Raw genomic sequence first — 22232 nt, forward strand, 5'->3', positions numbered from 1 at the left:
ATTGATAAATTTAAAAAATTATATTAATGAAATAATACAAAGCCATTTAAAAGATGATGAAACCATTGTAGTTTTAAAAGGATTTGACATAAAGTTATATGATAGTGATATATCAATAAGTATTGATACCGTTTTAAAAAATAATAAAACAAAGTATTTTATTAATTTATTAAATGAAAGACGCGTAATTACTTACGAAGAATATATTATGCTATATGCGTTTGTATTAGATACGTTTAAGAGAGTTGTGATTCTTGAAAACAATATTTATATAAATTATTTCCCTTTATACGTTGTTATTCCTGAAAACATAAAAACCCTTTTACTGATTAACTTTGATGATGATAATGAATCAGATGAGGAAATCAACAATTTATCGGATTATACAGCAATATATAGTAATTTTAAAAATATCAATGGTAAATATTATGTGGTATATAATAATATAATATCAGATGAAAAAGAAGTAAGATATCCTGTATTTACAAAGTCAAATGATAAAATTGATAGAGAAATTATTACATCCGCAGATAAATGTTATAAATTAGATGCAGAAGAAAGCTATATAGCGTTTTTGAATGAAATAAATGAAGAAAAAGTAAATGATATATATATATTGTGGGATAGATATAACAATTATAATCTATATTCGGATAAATTACAGATTTTAAAGAATTTATATAAAAACCATATAAATATAAAAATAGGATACATTATAGATAAAGAAAGTCAAATAACGATTAGAAGAGGTTTTTATGAAATATTAAAAAAATATTGGGGAAAAGATGCTTTTAGAGAAATTAAGATGTATGATATTGATAGATTATACAACAAAGAAAAAGTTGTAAAAAATGTATCTCAAGGTGAAATAATTGAAAGAATAGTTGAAGAAGTTGAGAAGTGTTATAGAGGGGAAAATTACAGAGATATTTTTGTAACTGCACCTACTGGCTCAGGAAAATCTGCTATGTTTCAGATTCCTGCAATTTATTTAGCAGAAAATTATGAACTTTTTACTATAGTTATTTCACCATTAATTGGCCTTATGAATGATCAGGTATATAATTTAGACAAGAAAAATTATAAATATGCAAGAACTATAAATTCAGACATATCGCCAGTAGAGCGGCAAGCAATATTGAATGAAATAGCTGATAAAAAATGCCATATACTATATCTGTCTCCAGAATCGCTTTTAAGCAAAAGTGATTTAGAGCAGATAATAGGAGATCGCCAATTGGGCTTGTTAGTAATCGATGAGGCTCACATAGTTACGACATGGGGTAAGCAATTTAGACCTGATTATTGGTATTTAGGAGATCATTTAGATAGAATAAAAAAGTACCAACGCAAAAATGGTAAACATAATTTTGTAATAGCAACATTTACTGCAACCGCTATTTATGGTGGAGTTGAAGATATGTATAGTGAGACAATACAAAGTCTTAAAATGATAGATCCAATCACATATCTAGGTTATGTTAAAAGGAATGATATAAAAATAAATATAGAGAAATCTGAAATTACAATTACACAGAAAGATGAATATGAATTAAACAAATTTGATAAGCTTATACAAAAAATAAATAAAACAATGATATTGGGTCAAAAAATGCTTATCTATTTTCCAACGATAGCGTTAATAAACAGATTTTACGAGTATTGCATAGTCAATGATCTTGGGAAATATATTACAAAATATCATGGCAGGCTTACTTCATACGAAAAGAAGGAGAATTATATTAAATTTAAAGAGAATAAGACTCCTATAATGTTAGCAACAAAAGCATTTGGTATGGGGATTGATATTGACGATATTGATATAATTGCTCATTTTGCACCAACGGGCAATGTATGTGATTATGTACAAGAAATAGGTAGAGCTGCGCGAAAGCCTGAATTGATAGGAGAAGCATATTACAATTTTATGAAAAATGATTTTAAGCATATAAATAAATTGCATGGGTTATCAACTGTAAAAGAGTATCAGCTAATTAATATTATAAAAAAAGTGTATGAACTGTATTTAGAAAATATAAGAAACAATTCAAATAAAAAATTGACAAAAAAAAGGAATGCCATGCTTATAGATGCAGAATCTTTTCAGCATATATTTGAAAATTCGTTTTCTGATGAAGAAGACGGGATAAACAAAGTAAAAACAGCAATGCTATTGATACAAAAGGATTTTGAAAGAAGATTTGCTTTTTCGCCTTTTAGCGTTAGACCTATACCATTATTCGAAATAGGATATTTTAAGATAGAAGCCCAAATTCAAAAGGACATGATTAAGAGATATGGTGATGTTTTGCATATAGAAGATGGTTATCCTGGTATATGCTCTGTCAATTTGAAAAAAATATGGGAAGAAAATTTTTACGAAAAATATTCGTTTCCTAAATTTAAATATATGCTTTATTCAAAAGATAAAGAGCTAAATTTTGAATATAAGAATGAAATGTATCCAGCATTGTGTGTTGAAATACACTTTAAAGACTTTAACTATTTAAATACATATGACAAAATTATGAATACCATAAAAGATATTATTTTTAATGCTGTAAGAGATTCGAAATTTTATAACATAGATGGCAAAGATGGTTTGGTTGATTTGTTGATAGCAAAGACTGGCGATAATGAGTATAAAGCAAAAAGCATAATTGAAACTATTATTTCTTCCATGTCTATTTTTCAAAGAGATTATAATAAAAATATACATAGTAGAATTTATACAGTTAAACCATTGAAGACTGGAGAAATTAAATATAGATTTATGAGCGGTGTTACAGAATATTTCAAATGGGTAAATAGAATATTTGATTATATTATTAACAATGCTGAAAATGGAAGAATGTATATTGTTGACGATATAGAAAATGGCAACATTAAAGAAGTAATGCTTATTTTAGGCTTAATTGAATCCTTAGATTTATTAACATTTAAATCATTAGGTGGAAAAAACAGTCAAATTTATATTTATGTAAACCAAACGAAAACCTTGAAGGAAATAATAGAAAAGCCTTATAGATATAAAAATAGATTGTTGGAAATAATAGGAGAAAGACATAAAATATCTGTAAAAATGCTTACTTATCTTTTTGATGGAAATTTTAGCAATGAAGAATTTTGGGATTTGATAGAAAACTATTTTTTAGGAATATTACCTAAAGAGATATGTGATTAATGTGGCTTAGTAGTTTTGCCACATTTTTCTATTTATTTGGTATAAATTTACATCAATAATTACACTTTTCAACCTTCTGTAAAATTTATCTTGTATAATAAATTTTACAGATTTTTTTGTGAAAAGTGGATCACTTTTTCGTTAGCACAGAACCACTTTTATATTAGCATATACAATTTATTTAAGTTTTGATTTAAAGAGTTTATCAAAAACTTTAAAATAATTGAAGGAAATTGCAGATTTATATAGAATTATATAACTTATAGGTAGAAAAGGGGATGATTATGTTACTATGTGAGAATATTAGAGACGCATTGGCTATTTTGTCAAATGAATATCATAAATTGATAATAGTTTTGACTCAATTAGATGATAAGGCAGAAGCTGTAGAGAAAATATCTAATAAGTATGCATATGATGTTTTGAATGTAAATCTTAGATTATCAGAAAAGTTGATTAGCGTTCCTATATCTGAACGCTGGATATATGTTGATGAATATTTTAAAAAATTACTTAATGACTATAAGACAGACGTGATTGTGTTAAACAACATAGAGATCTTATTTGAGCCACATTTAAAGGTTGATCCATTGCGGTTACTGAAAAGTGTGAGTAGGTACAGAAAGATTATAGCAATCTGGACAGGCAATTATACAGATGGTGTGTTGACGTATGCAGAGCCTTCACATCCAGAATATAGAAGATATAAAAATGATGATCTTGATTTCATAATGGTATGCAGCAACTGCATATAGAAATTAAATTAGAGGGAGGATTCAATGTGAGATACGGTGATCTTGTATATTACGATCCAATTGAGACGATAATTAATTTGAAAGATGCTGATGATGAAGAAAAAGCGGCTTCTCTTGTTAAATCATATGTGATGTCTGATAATATGGCAGAAAATATTGTTAATATATGTATTTTACAGCTGCAATTTGATGAAACAATTGACAATAAGGGGCTTTTTATCGTTGGTAATTATGGCACAGGTAAGTCCCACTTAATGTCTGTCATATCATCAATTGCCGAAAATGAAAAATTGCTAAAATTTGTAACAAATGACAAGTTTAAAGATGGCATGAAGAGGATAGCTGGAAAATTTAAAGTTTTAAGGTTTGATATTGGTTCTACAGACATGCCATTGAGGGATATAGTTTTGTCTAAAGTTGAAGAAAATATTCATCAGCTGGGAATTGAGTACAATTTTCCGCCCATGAATAAAGTGGCAAATAACAAAGACTCGTTCATGGAAATGATGGCTCTATTTGAAGAGAAGTATCCAGGCAAAGGCTACCTTATTGTAGTTGATGAGCTTTTTGACTTCTTAAAAACAAGAAAAGAACAAGAGCTTATTAAAGATTTAGCCTTTTTAAGGGAAATTGGAGAAATAAGCAAATCAACAAAGATTAGATTTATGTCTGGCGTGCAAGAATCATTGTTTGACAATCCTGGCTTTCAATTTGTGGCAAGGACGATATTAAAAGTAAAAGATAGATTTGAACAAATAATCATAAAAAGAGAAGATATATCCTATGTCGTGTCAGAGAGAATTTTAAAAAAAGATGAAAAGCAAAAAGCATACATCAGAAGCCATCTTGAAAAATTTTCAAGTCTATATAAAAATATGGCAGAGAGAATGAATGAATTTGTAGACTTGTTTCCTATACATCCAGCTTTTATTGAAGTATTTGAAAAAATTTATATAGCTGAAAAAAGAGAAGTTTTAAAGACCATCACGAATCTTATAAAAAATATAATTGATGAAGAAGTACCAGAGGATATGCCTGGAATCATATCTTATGATGAGTATTGGGATTTTATAAAAGACAATATGTCTATGAGGACGAATCCAGATATAAAAGATGTTATCGATAAAAGCAATGTAATAGAAGGAGCAATTTTGCGCTCTTTTCCAAGGCCACAATACAAAGATAGTGCAATAAAGATTATAAACGCATTAAGTGTATATAGGTTGGCTACAGGTGACATACGAACACCAATTGGAATAACAGTTGATAACATAAAAGATGATTTATGCTTATTTATAAGGATCCCAGAGTTTGAAGAAGATTTCTTAAGGACAACAATAGAGACCATAATGAAAGACATAATACGAACTGTCAATGGTCAGTTTATATCCTACAATCAAGATAATCAGCAGTATTACATTGATATGGTTCGAGTCGGTATAGACTATGATGTTATCATACAAGAGAAAGCTGAAAAACTAGACGATGACACTTTAAATCGCTATTACTTTGGAATATTGATAAAGGTTCTTGATTGGAATGCGAAAGAATATAGGGCAAATTTTAAAATTTGGGAATACAGCTTAAAATGGCTTGATAAAAATATTGAGAGAGATGGGTATCTCTTTATGGGGTCTCCAGATGAGAGATCAACAGCACAACCACCGAGAGATTTTTACATATACTTTTTAAATCTATATTCAAAAAATAATAGAAAGTACATTGAAAATGGGAAAAAAGATGAGGTGTTTTTTGAATTTACTAATTACGATGAAAAGCTGGAAAGCTTGTTAAAGTCTTATTCTGCATCGATGATTTTATACGATAGTTCAGCAAATGATGGCAAGGCTATTTATGACAACAAAGCTGATGGCTTTATGAAGGAAATAGTTAAATGGATAAAGACAAATGTTGGAAATTGCTTTAGCGTTTCATATAATGGAGTTACAAAGAGAATTTTAGACATTGCAAAGGGCACAAAAAGAGAAGACGAGACGATAAAAGATTACATAGATTTTGTTGCTTCATCTTGTTTGTCACTGTACTTTGCTGATAAATATCCAGATTATCCGAAGTTTAAAGTTACTATAACTAGAGATAATAGAGAAGCAATGTTTAAATACGGGCTTAATTACATTGCAGGGCAAAAGTCTGAGCATGGAGCAAAAATACTTCAGACATTTGATTTAATCGACAATGATGGAAATATAACAGTTGAAAATTCAAGATATGCTAAGTATTTTCAGGATATGGTGAATAGCTTGCCTGAAGGCAAAGTATTAAACCACGACGATATTTTCGTCTTGGAAAATGAAGTTGAAGTCGATAAAGAGTTTAGATTGGACGGAGAATGGGTAGCTCTCATACTTTGTACTTTAGTGTATAATGGAGAAATTGCAATTACTATAAACAATAAGAAATACGATGCTACTATGCTATCTGATTTGGCGAAGTTAGCTCCAAATGATATTGTCAACTTTTCTTTTTGTGATAGACCAAAGGGGATTCCGATTAATACTTTAAAAAGACTTATGGAGATTATCGGTTTGCCGACAGGAACTATTTCAAATCCGGAAAAGCAGGTAGAAGCAATAAAAGAGATGAATAAAAAATTTGATGAATTAATTAGTGAAGCTCATTCAACAATTCAGTACGTTACTAGCGGTAAGACGATTTGGGATAAGCTGCTATTTAATGATGCTGAGAAAAAGTCATACAAAGATGAATTGAACGGTTTTATATCATTTTTAAATACTCTTAAGAGGTTTAATACGCCAGGAAAATTGAGGAATTTTAGGTATTCTAAAGAAGAGATTGAGAGAGAATTTGCTGCGTTGAAGATGATAAATAGAATTCAAAAAATATTGAATTTTGTTAATAGCATTGATGCTTACGTAGTATACATATCTAAAGCTTGTTTGGTATTAACAGATAATAATGATTGGATTAAAAAAGTGGAAGATGTTAAGCAAAAAATAGAAGATACGATTAAAAATATCGATAATGTTGATCTGAATGCGGCTAAAAACGATGTAATTAATGAGCTGATAAACATTAAAAAAGAGTATATCGATATATACTTTGAAGAGCATAGAAAGCACAGGCTGGACTACAAAGGAGATGAGCATAAAAAGAAAATATTAAACAGCAGCAAGCTTTATAACTTAAGAAAGCTAAAATCAATTGATATACTTAGTGGTTCAGAATTGACTGCAATAGAAGAAGAGCTTGGCAAAATCCATTCATGCTTTAGTTTGACACAACAAGATTTAGAAACAGAAGTCCAGTGCATACATTGCAAGTATAGGTACGGTGATAAAAATGAGTTATTGGTATATGGAAAGTTGGATGAGATAGAAAATAAAATTGATGAGATTTATAAAAAATGGGAAGAAAAATTGCTTGAAAATATTGAAGATCCTTTTGTAAAAATTAATATAGGGTATTTAAATGATGATCAACAGAAGTGTATTAATGAGTTTATTGTAAGAAGATCGTTCCCGGAAAATATAGACAATTTATTTCTATCGTCTATAAAAGACCTTTTAAAAGGACTTGATAAAGTAGAAATAGATTCTAAAGAGTTTATTACTTTTATAACAGGCAATGGTCATGTCACATTGGACGATTTTAAAAACAACTTTATGAAATTTATAGAAAACAAGGTACAAGGCAAAGAAAAAGATAAAGTAAGAATTATAATAAAATGATGGAGGAATTGACGTGAAGCTAACAAAGGAAATGCTGGACAGTGTACGAAATATAGATGGATTTCCGATAGGAAGTGATGAGGATATAATTGAGCTTTCCGATCCGCCGCACTATACGGCATGTCCCAATCTTTTCATAAATGATTTTATAGAGAAGTATGGTAAGCCGTATGATGAGGAAACTGATGATTACAAATGCGAACCATATGCTGCAGACGTATCAGAAGGGAAAAACGACCCTATATACAATGCTCATTCGTATCACACAAAAGTACCTCACAAAGCCATAATGAGGTATATACTTCATTATACAAAGCCAGGCGATATCGTCTTTGATGGATTTTGCGGAACCGGCATGACAGGTGTTGCTGCACAAATGTGCGGCAATCCAGATCCAGAATTTAAGTTTAAAGTGGAAAAAGAGTTTGAAAAAGAAGGCAAAAAAGTAGAGTGGGGTGCGAGAAGGGCGATACTTGGCGATCTATCGCCTGCTGCAACATTTATCGCATACAATTACAATACGCCTGTTGATACTGAAGAATTCGAAAAAGAAGCAAAAAGAATCCTTGATGAAGTGGAAAAAGAGTGCAGCTGGATGTATGAGACGATTCACACTATTGATGGCGTACCTCAGAAGTACATAGATGGAAGTGTCATAAAAGGAAGGATAAACTACACAGTGTGGTCGGATGTTTTTGTCTGTCCGAACTGCAGTGATGAGATAGTTTTTTGGGATATTGCAGTTAATAAAGAAGATGGCAAAGTGATGGATGAGTTTAAGTGTCCACACTGCGGTGCTGCTGTAAACAAGAAAAATCTCGATAAAGCATGGAAAACTGTATACGATAAGGCGTTGGATAAAGTGATAAATCAAGTAAAACAAGTTCCTGTCTTGATAAATTATACAGTAGACAATAAGAGATATGAAAAGAAACCTGATGAATTTGATATGGAGCTTATAGAAAAGATCGAAGAGATGGATATATCATACTGGTATCCGACAGATAGGATGCTGGATGGAGAAGAATCAAGGAGAAATGATAGAATTGGTATAACACATGTGCATCATTTTTACACAAAGAGAAATCTATGTGTTTTAAGTGCAATATATGATAGGATTAAAAGTTCAAGAAGTTTGTTTTTACATATATCTAAATTCATCTTTACTGCAATAGTTATTATGGCAACTAAAATGTCTAGATATGGTGAAAGAACGGGAAATGTATCAGGAACATTATATGTACCATCATTAATAAAAGAGCTAAATTTAATTGAGTATCTAAAAAGAAAATTATGGGGCGCTAAGGGGATATTAAAACCATTAGATAATATAAAAAAATTTAATCCAAATAATATTTGCTTGTATTTAGGTTCTACAATAAATACATTAATTAAACCTAACTCTGTTGACTATATATTTACAGATCCTCCATTTGGAGATAATCTTATGTACAGCGAGCTGAATTTTTTATGGGAATCATGGCTTAAAGTTTTTACAAACAATAAGACAGAGGCTATAATTAATAAAACGCAGAAGAAGGGGCTTCATGAGTATCAAGAGTTGATGGAGAAGTGCTTTTCAGAGATGTACAGGATATTAAAGCCAGGCAGATGGATGACTGTAGAGTTTCATAACTCAAAAAATGCTGTTTGGAATGCCATACAGGAAGCCATATTGAAAGCAGGCTTTGTCATAGCTAATGTTAGGACGCTTGACAAAAAACAAGGCTCTTTCAAGCAAGTTACGACAACGACTGCTGTAAAGCAGGATCTTGTTATATCGGCATATAAGCCAAAAGAAGGCTTTGTAAAGAGGTTTTTAAAAGAGGCTGGCACAGAAGAAGGTGTGTGGGATTTTGTAAGCCAGCACCTTGAGAAGCTTCCTATTACAATAGAAGTTGGTGACAGGCTTGATATCGTAGATGAGAGGCGTGATTATCTGCTTTATGACAGCATGATTGCTTTTCACATACAGAATGGCGCATCTATACCGATGGGATCATCTGACTTTTATGCTGGACTGAAGAAAAGGTACATAGAAAGAGACGGAATGTACTTTCTACCGGACCAAGCAGCGGTTTATGACTCAAAGCGAGCAAAGCTTGAGCTAAATGATCAGCTTTCATTCATCATAAAAGATGAAAAGATGGCAATACAGTGGCTAAAATATAAGCTTTTAAATAAGCCTATGACATATCAAGAACTACAGCCATTGTTTTTAGAAGAGCTTCATCAGGGAAAGCATGAAAACATACCAGAGCTTATAGACATACTTCAAGAAAATTTTTTGAAAGATGATGATGGCAGATGGTATGTGCCAGATGTCAATAGACAGTCAGACATGGAGAAATTAAGGGAGAAAAAACTCTTGAAGGATTTTGAAGAGTATAAAAATTCTAAAGGAAAGCTTAAGACATTTAGGTCCGAAGCTATAAGAGTAGGCTTTAAGGAATGCTGGAGAAATAAGGATTATGATACTATTGTAAATGTTGGCGAAAGGCTGCCTGAATCATTTTTGCAGGAAGACCAGACATTGCTGATGTACTATGATAATGCACAAACAAGGTTAGGTGTTTAAGTTGTACAGTATAGGCCAGTGGGTTTTTGATTGTGAGAAAGGTAGATACGTACAAATAGTTTCTTCAAATGAACTATGGGGGTATAAAACATATTGTGTCTATGATCCTATCGATAAAAGTCTTCGCTTAGTATCTGATGAGGTACTTAGACATTACTCACAAAGAGACGATTTTGATATACATTATTTTAAGTATATCATTATATCTTCTAGAGTATTTAATGAATTGTTAAATGGGATACTGTCGCCAATAGGCGGCAGTATCATTCCACTTCCTCATCAAATATATGCATTAAACCGTGTTTTATCAGATAGTAAAGTAAGGTATTTACTTGCAGATGAAGTGGGATTAGGAAAGACGATAGAAGCAGGTCTTATAATCAAAGAACTTAAAGCAAGAGGATTTATAAAAAGAATACTAATTATTAGTCCAAAGGGACTTATAAATCAGTGGCATGATGAAATGAAAAATAAATTTGATGAAAATTTTAATATACTATTGCCACAAGATTTTGGCGCTATTAAAAGGCTATACGGCGATGGCAATGTTTGGAGGAGATTTGATCAGGTTATTACATCAATTGATTCTGTAAAGCCATTGGAAAAGAGACAAAGGTGGACAGAAGAAGATATAGAGAAATACAATAAAGAAAGAATTGAGGATTTAACTAATGCAGGTTGGGATATAATTATTGTGGATGAAGCCCACAGGATAGCAGGATCAACGTCTGATGTGGCTCGATATAAATTAGGCAAAGTTTTAGCCGATGCAAGCCCATATCTTTTATTGCTTACTGCAACACCGCACCAAGGAAAGACAGATTCTTTTTTGAGGTTAATAAGATTGCTTGATAAAAAGGCATTTCCAGATGAAAATGCTATTGTAAGGGAACAAGTGGCACCTTACATAGTGAGAACTGAAAAGAGGGAAGCATTAGACTCTGAAGGCAATCCACTTTTTAAAAACAGAATCACGAAGACTAAAAATATATCATGGAGTGCAAGGCATAGCTTGCAGAAAGAACTATATGAAAAAGTGACAGAGTATGTATCAAAGGGATATAATTTGGCAAGGAGAGAGAAGAAAAACTACATAGGTTTTCTGATGGTTTTAATGCAGAGATTAGTTACAAGCAGCACACACGCAATTAAAGAGAATTTAGAGAGAAGAATTGAGATTCTAAAAAACAGCGGAACAAGCAGTAATAATTTTGATGAAGATGACTTTTATGAATATGACGCACAGGAAGCTCTAGATGAACTTATAAAAATTAAATATCAAGACATAAAAAAAGAGCAGAGGGAAGTAGAGGATTTGTTGCATTTAGCAGAACGTGCAGAAAGCCAATATATTGATGTAAAAGCAGAAACACTATTAGAAGATCTTGATTTATTGCAGATGGAGCACAGTGAAAAACCTAAAGTCATTATATTTACAGAATTTATTGCAACGCAGGAATTCTTGCGAAAATTTCTACAAGAAAAAGGATATTCTGTTGCTATTTTGAATGGTACAATGTCGATCGAAGAAAGAAACAATGCAATAGACGAATTCAAGAAAAGTGCCGATATACTTGTGTCTACAGATGCAGGCGGTGAAGGTCTTAATCTTCAGTTTTGCAATATAATGATAAATTATGATCTGCCTTGGAATCCGATGAAAATCGAACAGCGCATTGGAAGAATTGACAGGATAGGGCAAAAGAGAGATGTAGTGGTAATAAATTATGTTTTATCTGATACGATAGAATTCAGAGTAAGACAGGTTTTGGAAGAAAAGCTTAAGATAATATTTGAACAATTTGGCGTAGACAAAATGCAGGACATATTGGATTCTGTACAGTCAGAGATGGACTTTACTGATTTGTATATGAAAAGCATAGAAAACCCAGATGATATTGATTTTAGAGTCAGTGAAGTCGAAATTAAGATAAAAGAAAATGCTGAAAAGATAAACAATATAAAGGGCATTTTAAAAGACGAAAAAGAATTAAATATAGAAATGATTGAAAAAATCAATAATACACCGATAAAGCATTGGTTAAAGCAGATGTATATTAATAAAAAGCTTTCTGATGGTGATAATATTACCATGCTTATAGATGACGACTTTTTATCATTAAACAATAAAGATTTGGAGGATATGGTTAAAAATATACCTCAATATATATATGATGGGAAAATACCTGTTGTATCAATTGATGGTGTTCCAAATGAAAATGGATACTGGTCACTATGGGAAGTAGGGATCAATGGATATAATAACAGTTTTAAAAGGATATTTCCGTTATTTATAAATAAAAGTGGCGTCTTGCGGATTGCATCAGCAAATATGCTATGGGACATATTCTTGAAAGATGATGTTTCAATAATTTTTGAGAGATTTGAAGATCTTTCAGAAGAAAATTACAATATGATATTTGAAAAGGCTAAAAATATAGCTTTTGATAAATTTGAAGAACTTAAAAAATCATACTTTGAAAAATTTGAAAAAGACTTGAATAGGTATAAATATGCATTAAAATTAAGAAGAGAGGCAGCAGAAAGAATTGGTTTAGATGCTGTTAAAAGGTATAGGCTTAAAGAGATAGAAAAAGAAGAAAATGAATTAAATCAAAAAATGAGAGATTATGAAAAAATATTGCCGGTTTTGAATCCTTTATTTATTATTGAATTGTTGTAAGAAATCTTTACTGACAAAGGGATGCATGTTTATGATGATAAATTATATAGTTAGCAAATTGAATAGGTGTGATAACAATGTAATCTTGGTATTTGATGAAGACAATATTTTATCAAATAGTGATATAATTAGCACGCTAAAGGAAAATGGGTATGATATCTACGATTTTAAAGATCCAGATCTTTTTAGATATTATTTTGAAAGTAAATTTAAGATCGCTCCAAGTGGGAAATTGAAAAGTGGTGTGAAATTATTAATTAGATATGACGGTAAGATTACAATACCGTATGATATAAAAATGTCTTCTTCTAATATTGCAATTACATTAACCGAACTATTCCCGAAATTAAATTATACTGTTTTAAAAGAGATGCATCCGGACATACTTGAAAAACTTTATTCGATTTATTCATATTACACAGGCAAGCAATTAAGTGAAGCTGAAACTAAAGAATATATCTTAAAAAATATATACGGAATTGTTCCTGAGGTTATTAATAATTATATTGATTTAATTAAAACCTTTGTTAGTATTTATTACAAGGGAATAGAGTTGCCTGAGATTATCTTTGACTATTTCATAGAAAGGCTTAATAGCAAAGATTATTTTAAAAAGATAAAAAATAAAGAGGTATTTTATACGAAAGATAATTTTTTTGCATATTTAGGTAATGAATGGAAGACATATTTAAATGATTTATTAAATAAGACTTCAAATGCGGCAATTAATTTTGGTAATAATGATATAAAAGTATATATTGACAACCTATTTTATGAAAAATATATTGATCCTGTGGTGATAGATAATATTGATGCACTGCCAAAATGGACACATGCTGGTATAATTTATGATGAAAATTTAAGAAGAAAGAGAGAATTAGAAAATATTTTGTCAAGCGTAAAAGAAAAGATTGATAAGGCAAAATCGTATAGAGATTGGCAAAATATTTCTGAGCTTTGGGGAGAATCATTGTATATTTTTTATAGTGGAGATTGCTCTAACCATGAATTCCAAGACGTTCAAAAAGAAATAGAAGATAGATTTAGAAAATGGCTTACTAATGAATATAGTTATCTTTCTTCGGCATCTTATGTTAATGGACCAGTTATGCTTCATCATGTGCCATGGTATATAAATTATAAGATGAAAAAAGATGGTTTTGATAAAGTAGCGCTTTTAGTTTTTGATGGAATGTCTCTTGATGATTGGCATATTATTAAAGATTATCTGAAAGAAAAAAGATATTGGCAAATAGAGTCAACTACGTTGTTTGCGTGGATACCGACCTTGACATCAATATCAAGGCAATCGATTTTTTCGGGTGAAATACCTGTGTATTTTAAAGATACACTGATGACGACCAATTATGAAGAAAGGCAATGGAAAAGATTTTGGATGAACCAAGGTTTTTATTTGGACAATGTTTTTTATATGCGAAGTGTAATAGATTTTAAAGATAGCAGATTAAATGATATAATAAATAATCGTAAGGCGAAAATTTTAGGCTTTGTGGTGGATATTGTTGATAAGTTGATTCATAGACAAATACTGTCTGTAGAGGGACTATACCAAGATTTAAAATTATGGCTTAAAAATAGTGATTTTAATTTATTTCTCGATAGTTTAGCAAAAAACGGATATGAAATTTTTATAACATCCGATCATGGGAACATATATTCTGTTGGAAATGGACGGCTGAATGAAGGCAGTATTGTTGAAATAGCTGGTGAAAGAGTGAGAGTTTACGAACGCGGTTTAAATTATGATAAAGCGCTCAATAACAATAACGCATTCGTATGGACAGGTTTTGGATTGCCTGATGATTACAGTTTTATACTCTCTAATGGAAATAATGCATTTGTAGATAATGATAGAAGAATTATAACACATGGTGGAGCATCTATTGAGGAAGTAATTGTGCCATTTATTCACGTAAGAAAGGAAGAACATAATGCAAAAAGTGGGCTTTGATAGAATGATAGAAATTGAGTGGCTTAATAAAACGGTAGAAATTTATAATAAAGAATTTGATATAAAGATTATTAAACAAGAATTAAATGATTATTTAAAGGACAAAGTTATTTCTGATGATAATAGAAAAAAATGTGTAAATATACTGACAAGTACGTGGGTTTCAATGCCTGATGAATTTTCCAACTTGAGAGATAAGGCAATAAAGTTATACAATGATGCAAATGAAAATGAGAGATTATTAATTAATTGGTCAATGATGATGCTTGCTTTTCCTATATTTTGCGATATTATTGACACGATAGGTAAATTATTATATTTGCAAGATGATTTTGCAATTAAAACTGTTTTAAATAGGATATATGATAAATGGGGTGAGAGGAGCACAGTAAAATATGCTGTTCCTAGAATTATATATTCAATGGTACAATGGAAAGTTCTTGAAAAGAAAAAGCCAGGAATATGCCAAAAGGCAAACATGATTGCCATAGACAATGTTGACATAGAGTTATTTTTTATAGAATGTTATATGAGATCATTTAAAAAAGATTATGTAAATTTTTATGAAGTAAATAAATTAAATCCTTCTTTTCCATTTAGATTATCTATAGAGACTATAGATATACATAATTCGGATTCATTAAATTTATATAAAGTAAATAACAATTTACTTATCACTTTTGCATGATAATTATGATATTTGAAGGTGATTTATTTTGGAAGCAATGCATGTCGTTTTAAAATACAATGATTCATTGTACAGTGTTGATACAATTGAAGAGCATATAAATGTAATTAAGAAAAAGGGAAAAGTAATTTGGGGCATAATAAAGCCAAATGAAAATAGTCCAGGTATAGGCAGAGATAAAATTAAAACGATAAATGATCAAATTCAAAATGGTATTGAGATAAAGGCATTTTTTTATAATCAAGGACATATTAGAGGTATTGGCTTAATAAGCAGATTTTGGGATAGAGATGAAATGAGGAATGGACAATATATAGAATTCATTCCTGAATATTATAGATCAGATATAAATAAGTGTGTTGGAGGAATAGAATTAAGAGAAATTACTAAAATAGATGATGATTCATTTGAAAGAGAAAATTTATATCAGCATGATAGAACTGAGAGAATAAATTTTGGAAATCAAGTAAACCCAATGTATGTTTTTGAAAAGGAGCCAAGATCATACTTTTCAAAAAAAGGTTCCGATATAATTGAAGATATTGAGGTAAAGGAAGATATGGAAAATACTTATAACACCATCAAAGATGAAATTACAAACATTAAAAACTACATAAGAAGCAGTGGATTTTTATATGATGATAATCTGATTGAAAACTACTACCTGTCTTTGAAGACGAAGCCTTTTTTAATATTGGCAGGTATATCAGGGACAGGCAAAAGCAAGCTGGCAAGGCTTTTTGCTGAAGCCATTGGTGCGACTGCGGAAAATGGCCGCTTTAAGCTTGTGCCTGTTAGGCCTGACTGGTCTGACTCTACAGACTTATTGGGGTATAAGGATCTAAATGGCAGATTTCATCCTGGAGTTCTTACTACTTTTGTAAAAGATGCGATGGAAAATCCTCAAAAGCCGTATTTCTTTGTCTTGGATGAGATGAACCTTGCAAGAGTAGAGTACTACTTCAGCGATGTCTTGTCCATCATAGAATCGCGAAATAAAGTTAATAAAACTATTGTCACAGACAGACTTTTAAATAGAGAGCTCTTAGATAAGGATTCTTTTAGCGAATACGGTGATATATACATACCTGATAATCTGTATTTTATAGGTACAGTAAATATGGATGAGACTACATTTCCATTTAGCAAGAAGGTTTTAGACAGGGCAAATGTAATAGAATTGTCCGATGTGGACCTTGACTATGCCTTTGAAGACGTAGAAGAGGTATCGCCAAAGACATTAAACAATGCTTTTTTAAGAAGCGATTTTCTTATGCTGAAAGACTGTGCTGGATATGATGATATCGTAGATGATACAATATCCATATTGAAAAACATAAACGTTGTATTGGGATATTACCGCTTTGGATACAGGGTTAGAGATGAGATATGCTTTTACACTATATACAATTCCATGCATGGTTTGATGGATTTCGATGATGCCATGGACTATGAGATACTTCAAAAGATATTGCCTAGGATAAATGGCAGCAGCATAAGCATAAAGAAAATACTTATAGAGCTTTTTAAGATATGTTCAGGCAACCTTGAGAATAGGTTTGACTACGACAGCGATGTAAGTGAGAAGATGTTTGAAGAAATAGCCAATGCGAAGTACAGAAAATCATGTGAGAAGATAGCGTTTATGACAAGGAGATATGAGGAAGATGGTTTCACATCTTACTGGCTCTGATATAGAACTTCTATACATATGGACTCCTAAGTTTTACTTCACTATAAAGGGGTCTCTTAAAGATCCCGATATGATGAAGCTTGATATAAATAAAGGCGTAAAATCAAGTGTAAAGATATCATGCAGAGATGAATATGTGGCAGAAGTTTATTCGCAGGAGTTGGGAGAGGCCATACAATTGTCTAGTGAAATCGACCCTTTATTTTTTGAGCAACAGAATTATGAAATAGTAATAGAGAAGATATCAGAGTGCGATATTGAGTTTTATCACGATAATATCAATATAAGAAATAAAGTCAGTCCTGTAGGTCATGCGAAAAAAATCTTAACAGGTGTTGTCAATTTCACCAATGACATCGGCTTATCTGATTTGATAATCAAAGTTGATGGCAAAGAGTACCTGAGAGTGGAGATAGAAGTTTACCCTTCAAAGATAGATTATCTAAATGATTATAATGCGATTTTAAAGGATATAAATGATGAGCTTTATAATTTGATTTTTGACTTTTATAAAAAGACTTATTTATTGACCGGACTTAATGACACTGTTGGCAATACCCTTACAGAGTTTTTTGCCATAATAAATCTTATATTTGATAGACTTGATCGTGCAATCGGGATAGTATTGAAAATGCCGCATCACGTATTGGCAAAAGAGAGGGTTGTTGAGAACAACTACAAGGTTAAGAGAGTAGACAATGAATGTATAAAGTGGATAAACAGGCATCAGCAGTATGTAAAAGCTTCAGGTGACGTGATTGCTGTTGAAAAAGCGCTGTCTTTAAAAAATACTGTGACATTTGATACATTTGAAAACAGGCTTATAAAGTACATGATAAAGTCTGTGATAAACAGGCTTAGAATGCTTAAAAAGCGGTATATAGGCAAGAGTGACAATGGCACTGCAATTGTGGATAGGGATATAGTAGATAAGATAGATATGATGATTACAAAGCTTGATAAACATATTTCTACTACGTTTTTAAAAGATGTTGGAGACATATACACAATGAATTCATTGTCGCTTGTTCTAAACATGGCAGCAGGGTATAGAGAGGTTTACAAATACTACATCATGTTATTGAAGGGTCTCATGATGAGAGAGGGCTTTATCAAGATTTCTACCAAGAATATGGCGCTTCTGTACGAGTACTGGTGCTTTATAAAGCTTAATTCGATACTTAGGCATAAGTACAATCTTGTAAGGCAGGACATCATAAAGTTTGATAAAAGTGGCTTATCTGTAAAGATAAAGATGGGAGATAAGGCAAAAGTAGAATATCAGAATCCTAGAAATGGCGAAAGGTATTTTTTGGCTTACAATAATAAGTATGGTGATACTGCGACAGTAGCCCAAAAACCTGATAATGCCTTGTCTCTGGAGAAAAAGGGTTCTAATGTCAAATACAATTATATATTTGATGCAAAGTACAGGATATGCTATGACAATGACTACTTAAAAAAGTATTTTACACCTGGCCCTGAAGAGGATGATATAAATACAATGCACAGGTACAGAGATGCAATCGTGTATGAGAACAAGGATAATCACAATTTTGAGAGGGCTTTTTTTGGTGCATTTGTTCTCTTTCCTTATTCAAAAGAGGATGAATATAAAAATCATCAATTTTATAAAAGCATCGAGAAAGTAGGCGTGGGAGGCCTTCCTTTTTTGCCAAATGCGACACATCTTGTGGAAGATCTGCTAGACGAGGTAATTACTGATTCGCCTGAAACTGCATTTGAAAGTACAGTATTGCAGCATGGGATGTATGAGTATATTGAGAAGATAGAATTCAATGAAAAAGAAGTTTTAGTTGGCAATTTAAGCAGCCATAAACAGTTGGAGGTAAATCTCAAATATAAGTTTTACCATATACCGTATTCTGAAATTAGATCTTCAATTAAATATATAAAATATATAGCAATTGCTCAGACAAAAGCAAAGGGCTTTGGTGATGATGCAGGCATAAGGTATTATGGTAAAGTAAAGAGCTTTGAAATATTAAAGAGAAGCGAGATTAAGGAGATACCAAAGGATTCGGATGAACTATATGTCAGATTTAAGGTTGATAAATGGGAAAAATTAGATAAAAAGATTGATTTGGCAAGATATAGAGTGCGTCGTCGCTTTTATACGAATCTATTCCTTTTAAAAAATGCCAATATTGTTCCAGATCTTTTGATAAAGACGAAAGAAGATTATAGATTGTATCTTGAGCTTAAAAGGCTAGATAAGATAAAAGTTGATATAGATAAAAATGATGTAGACGACGATACAATGGTAACAGGAATAGCATTTAAGGATCTTAATATTTCTTTCACTGGTGATTCTTACCGTGTTTACAAAAATTCGATTTTAGTAGATAATATTAATGTAGATGATTTTAGAAAAAAGCCTAATATTGCGATAAAAAGAATTAAAAGTCATGTTAAATAGTTTGTAAGTAGACTTCTAACAGTAAAACTATACACTGCTTTTATAATTGGAGGCAGAAATTATGTTAAATCTGCTTATTTTGTTGGCCGAAAGATTCAGCATGATAGGACTTTTGGCTTTTATCTTGTCAAAGGCAAACTTTTTTAAAAAGGTTATAAGCAATAATGTGAGTTATAAGGATCTTTCGATACTCATAGCCATATTCAGCTTAATAGGCATTATAGGAACGTATGTAGGTATTCCTATAAATGGTGCTATTGCCAATTCAAGGGTCGTAGGACCAATGATAGCAGGACTTTTAGGTGGACCTTTTATCGGGCTTATTGTGGGGTTCATAGCTGGGTTTCACAGATTTTTAATAGGCGGATTTACGGCTTTAGCGTGTGGAATATCGACAACGGCGGAAGGACTTATAGGCGGCATCATAAAGAAATACTATAAAAATACGGTTGATTGGAAAATAGCATTTTTAGCAGGCATAATTGGTGAAACATTGCAGATGGTATTGATCCTTGCCATATCGAGACCTTTTGTCAGTGCACTATCACTGGTAAAGGTGATTGGCATACCTATGATATTGGTCAATTCAACTGGGATTGCTGTGTTTATGCTGATCATCAAATCAGTATTTGATGAGATTGACACGATACAGTCAAGACAAGCCAAGATAATCCTTGATATTACGTCTAAGACAATACCGTACATTAGAAATGGGCTAAATAGTGATACGGCAAAAATTGTTTCCGAGATCATATATGAGGCGATTGATGTAGATGCTGTCGCCATAACAGATATGAAGACGATTTTGGCATCTGTAGGATTAGATGAAGCGGATGAAAATTGTCATCTATTTAAAAAGTCTGAAGTGAATGCATTTAGGTTTAAAAAGGTCTATGTGGAAAACAGCAAAAAAGGTTTGTGCCTTTTATCGTCTGTGACAGCACCTCTATACTGTTATGATGAATTAGTTGGCACACTTAAAGTTTTTCGAAAGAATAAGTTTGTAAACAGCACAGATATAGAAGTTGCAAAAGGACTAAGCAATTTGATTTCGAATCAGCTTGAAATCGCTGATGCAGAAAACCAGAAAAGGATTGCCGACGAGATGAAGTTTAATGCACTGCAATCACAGATAAATCCGCATTTTCTCTTTAATGCGCTTAATACTGTCATTTCATTTATACAGTACAATCCCGATGGTGCCAGTAGGCTTCTTATCACATTGAGCGAATATTTAAGAAACAACCTAAGACATGCTGGAAAATGGATAACTGTAGGCAAGGAAATCGAAAATATAGATGACTATTTGTTTATAGAAAAAGCTCGCTTTGGCGAAAAGATAAATGTGGTCAAGGATATTGATGGTGATATTCTAAACATGTACATCCCTGCTTTGTTGATACAGCCTATTGTGGAAAATGCTGTGAAACACGGCATTCTTCCAAAAGACAATGGTGGCACAGTAATAATAAAGGCCAAAAACAACAAGGATTTTATCAGGTTTTCTGTGGAAGACGACGGAGAGGGAATGGATAATCAGATGCGTTTAAAGATTTTAAACGGTGAGTCGGGAAACAATGCAGGTATAGGCCTTCACAATGTGTACGAAAGGGTTAAAAGCATATATAAAGGTGCTTCCTTTAAGATAGATAGCAAAAAAGGACATGGTACAAAAGTTTCGTTTGACTTTCCAAAATTTTATGAAGAAAGGAAGGAGGAAATTTTTGGTGGTTTTAAGGTCTCTAATAGTGGATGATGAAATTCCTGCAATAGAAGGATTAAAGCATCTTTTAGAAGATTATAAGAATACTTTAGAAGTCGTAGGGACAGCTACAAACGGTACAGAGGCATTTGAGAAGATCATAAGTTTAAAGCCAGATGTGGTCTTTTTAGATATAGACATACCAAAGATAAATGGAATCAATGTTGCAAGCAATATATCATCGCTTGAGAAGGTGCCATTAGTCATATTTGTCACAGCGTACGATAGCTATGCGGTAGATGCTTTTGAGATTGGTGCTGTTGACTATCTTTTAAAACCCATAAATCCATGCAGATTAAGTAAAACCATCAATAAAATAGCCGGGATGATAGATAAACCGGATCAATGGAAAAACTATATAGACAACGAGGCGAAATTCTTTGAAAAGCAATTTAATAAGTTGCCTGTTGAGAAGTTTGGCAGGATAAGGCTTATAGATTTTGATGAAATCGTGTATGCAGAAGCGATGGAAGGTAAAGTCTTAATAAAAACCAAAAACGACATATTTGAATACAATGATACTATGAAGAATTTAGAAAATCGGCTTAAAGAGTCATTATTCTTAAGAGTGCAAAAAAGCTTCATAGTTAATTTGAATAATGTTGTAGAGATACTGCCGTGGTTTAAAGGGACTTATTGGCTTACAATGAATGACGATAAAAAAACTAAAATTTCTGTCGGCAAAAATAAGATAAAAGAACTTAAAATGATATTAGGCCTTAGCAGAAATTAGAAATGTAAACATTTCTTTTTGATAACGTATATTT

General features: G+C 31.7%; 11 protein-coding genes. All 11 read left to right on the plus strand.

The annotated features are described in order from the left end of the window. The first annotated feature begins 1 nt into the window (after position 1). Positions 2 to 3184 carry a DEAD/DEAH box helicase gene (locus THEXY_RS05030; protein ID WP_013787751.1) on the plus strand — a complete coding sequence of 1061 codons (3183 nt, stop codon included), beginning with the start codon at positions 2 to 4 and terminating at the stop codon, positions 3182 to 3184. Positions 3185 to 3468: 284 nt separating this feature from the next. Further along, the gene (gene brxF, locus THEXY_RS05035) at positions 3469 to 3939 is read left to right on the plus strand and encodes a BREX-3 system P-loop-containing protein BrxF (RefSeq protein WP_013787752.1); all 471 of its coding nucleotides are present in this window, start codon (positions 3469 to 3471) and stop codon (positions 3937 to 3939) included. A 26-nt stretch (positions 3940 to 3965) separates the two neighbouring features. Then, complete coding sequence (locus tag THEXY_RS05040) at positions 3966 to 7649, plus strand: DUF6079 family protein (RefSeq protein WP_013787753.1); 3684 nt, start codon at positions 3966 to 3968, stop codon at positions 7647 to 7649. Between the two features lie 13 nt (positions 7650 to 7662). Continuing rightward, positions 7663 to 10227: a DNA methyltransferase gene (locus tag THEXY_RS05045; protein WP_013787754.1), complete on the plus strand. Its 2565-nt coding sequence runs from the start codon at positions 7663 to 7665 to the stop codon at positions 10225 to 10227. Then, entirely contained in the window at positions 10220 to 12910 is a 2691-nt protein-coding gene (locus tag THEXY_RS05050) for a DEAD/DEAH box helicase (RefSeq protein ID WP_230197645.1), read from the plus strand. The genes THEXY_RS05045 and THEXY_RS05050 overlap by 8 nt, the downstream gene beginning before the upstream one ends. Before the next feature lie 31 nt (positions 12911 to 12941). Then, positions 12942 to 14882, plus strand: a complete 1941-nt coding sequence (pglZ, locus tag THEXY_RS05055) for a BREX-3 system phosphatase PglZ (RefSeq protein ID WP_013787756.1) — start codon at positions 12942 to 12944, stop codon at positions 14880 to 14882. Further along, a complete protein-coding gene (locus THEXY_RS05060; protein WP_013787757.1) occupies positions 14863 to 15570 on the plus strand; it encodes a hypothetical protein in 708 nt (235 codons plus the stop codon). The genes pglZ and THEXY_RS05060 overlap by 20 nt, the downstream gene beginning before the upstream one ends. 37 nt (positions 15571 to 15607) lie before the next feature. Further along, positions 15608 to 17263, plus strand: coding sequence for an McrB family protein (locus THEXY_RS05065; protein ID WP_041592216.1), 1656 nt, complete (start codon positions 15608 to 15610; stop codon positions 17261 to 17263). Further along, a complete protein-coding gene (locus tag THEXY_RS05070; RefSeq protein ID WP_230197646.1) occupies positions 17229 to 19703 on the plus strand; it encodes a DUF2357 domain-containing protein in 2475 nt (824 codons plus the stop codon). The genes THEXY_RS05065 and THEXY_RS05070 overlap by 35 nt, the downstream gene beginning before the upstream one ends. 61 nt (positions 19704 to 19764) lie before the next feature. After that, positions 19765 to 21459, plus strand: coding sequence for a LytS/YhcK type 5TM receptor domain-containing protein (locus tag THEXY_RS05075; protein ID WP_013787760.1), 1695 nt, complete (start codon positions 19765 to 19767; stop codon positions 21457 to 21459). After that, a complete protein-coding gene (locus THEXY_RS05080; RefSeq protein WP_013787761.1) occupies positions 21431 to 22198 on the plus strand; it encodes a LytR/AlgR family response regulator transcription factor in 768 nt (255 codons plus the stop codon). The genes THEXY_RS05075 and THEXY_RS05080 overlap by 29 nt, the downstream gene beginning before the upstream one ends. Positions 22199 to 22232: the final 34 nt, after the last annotated feature.

The sequence above is a fragment of the Thermoanaerobacterium xylanolyticum LX-11 genome (genome assembly GCF_000189775.2).
Lineage (GTDB): Bacteria > Bacillota > Thermoanaerobacteria > Thermoanaerobacterales > Thermoanaerobacteraceae > Thermoanaerobacterium > Thermoanaerobacterium thermosulfurigenes.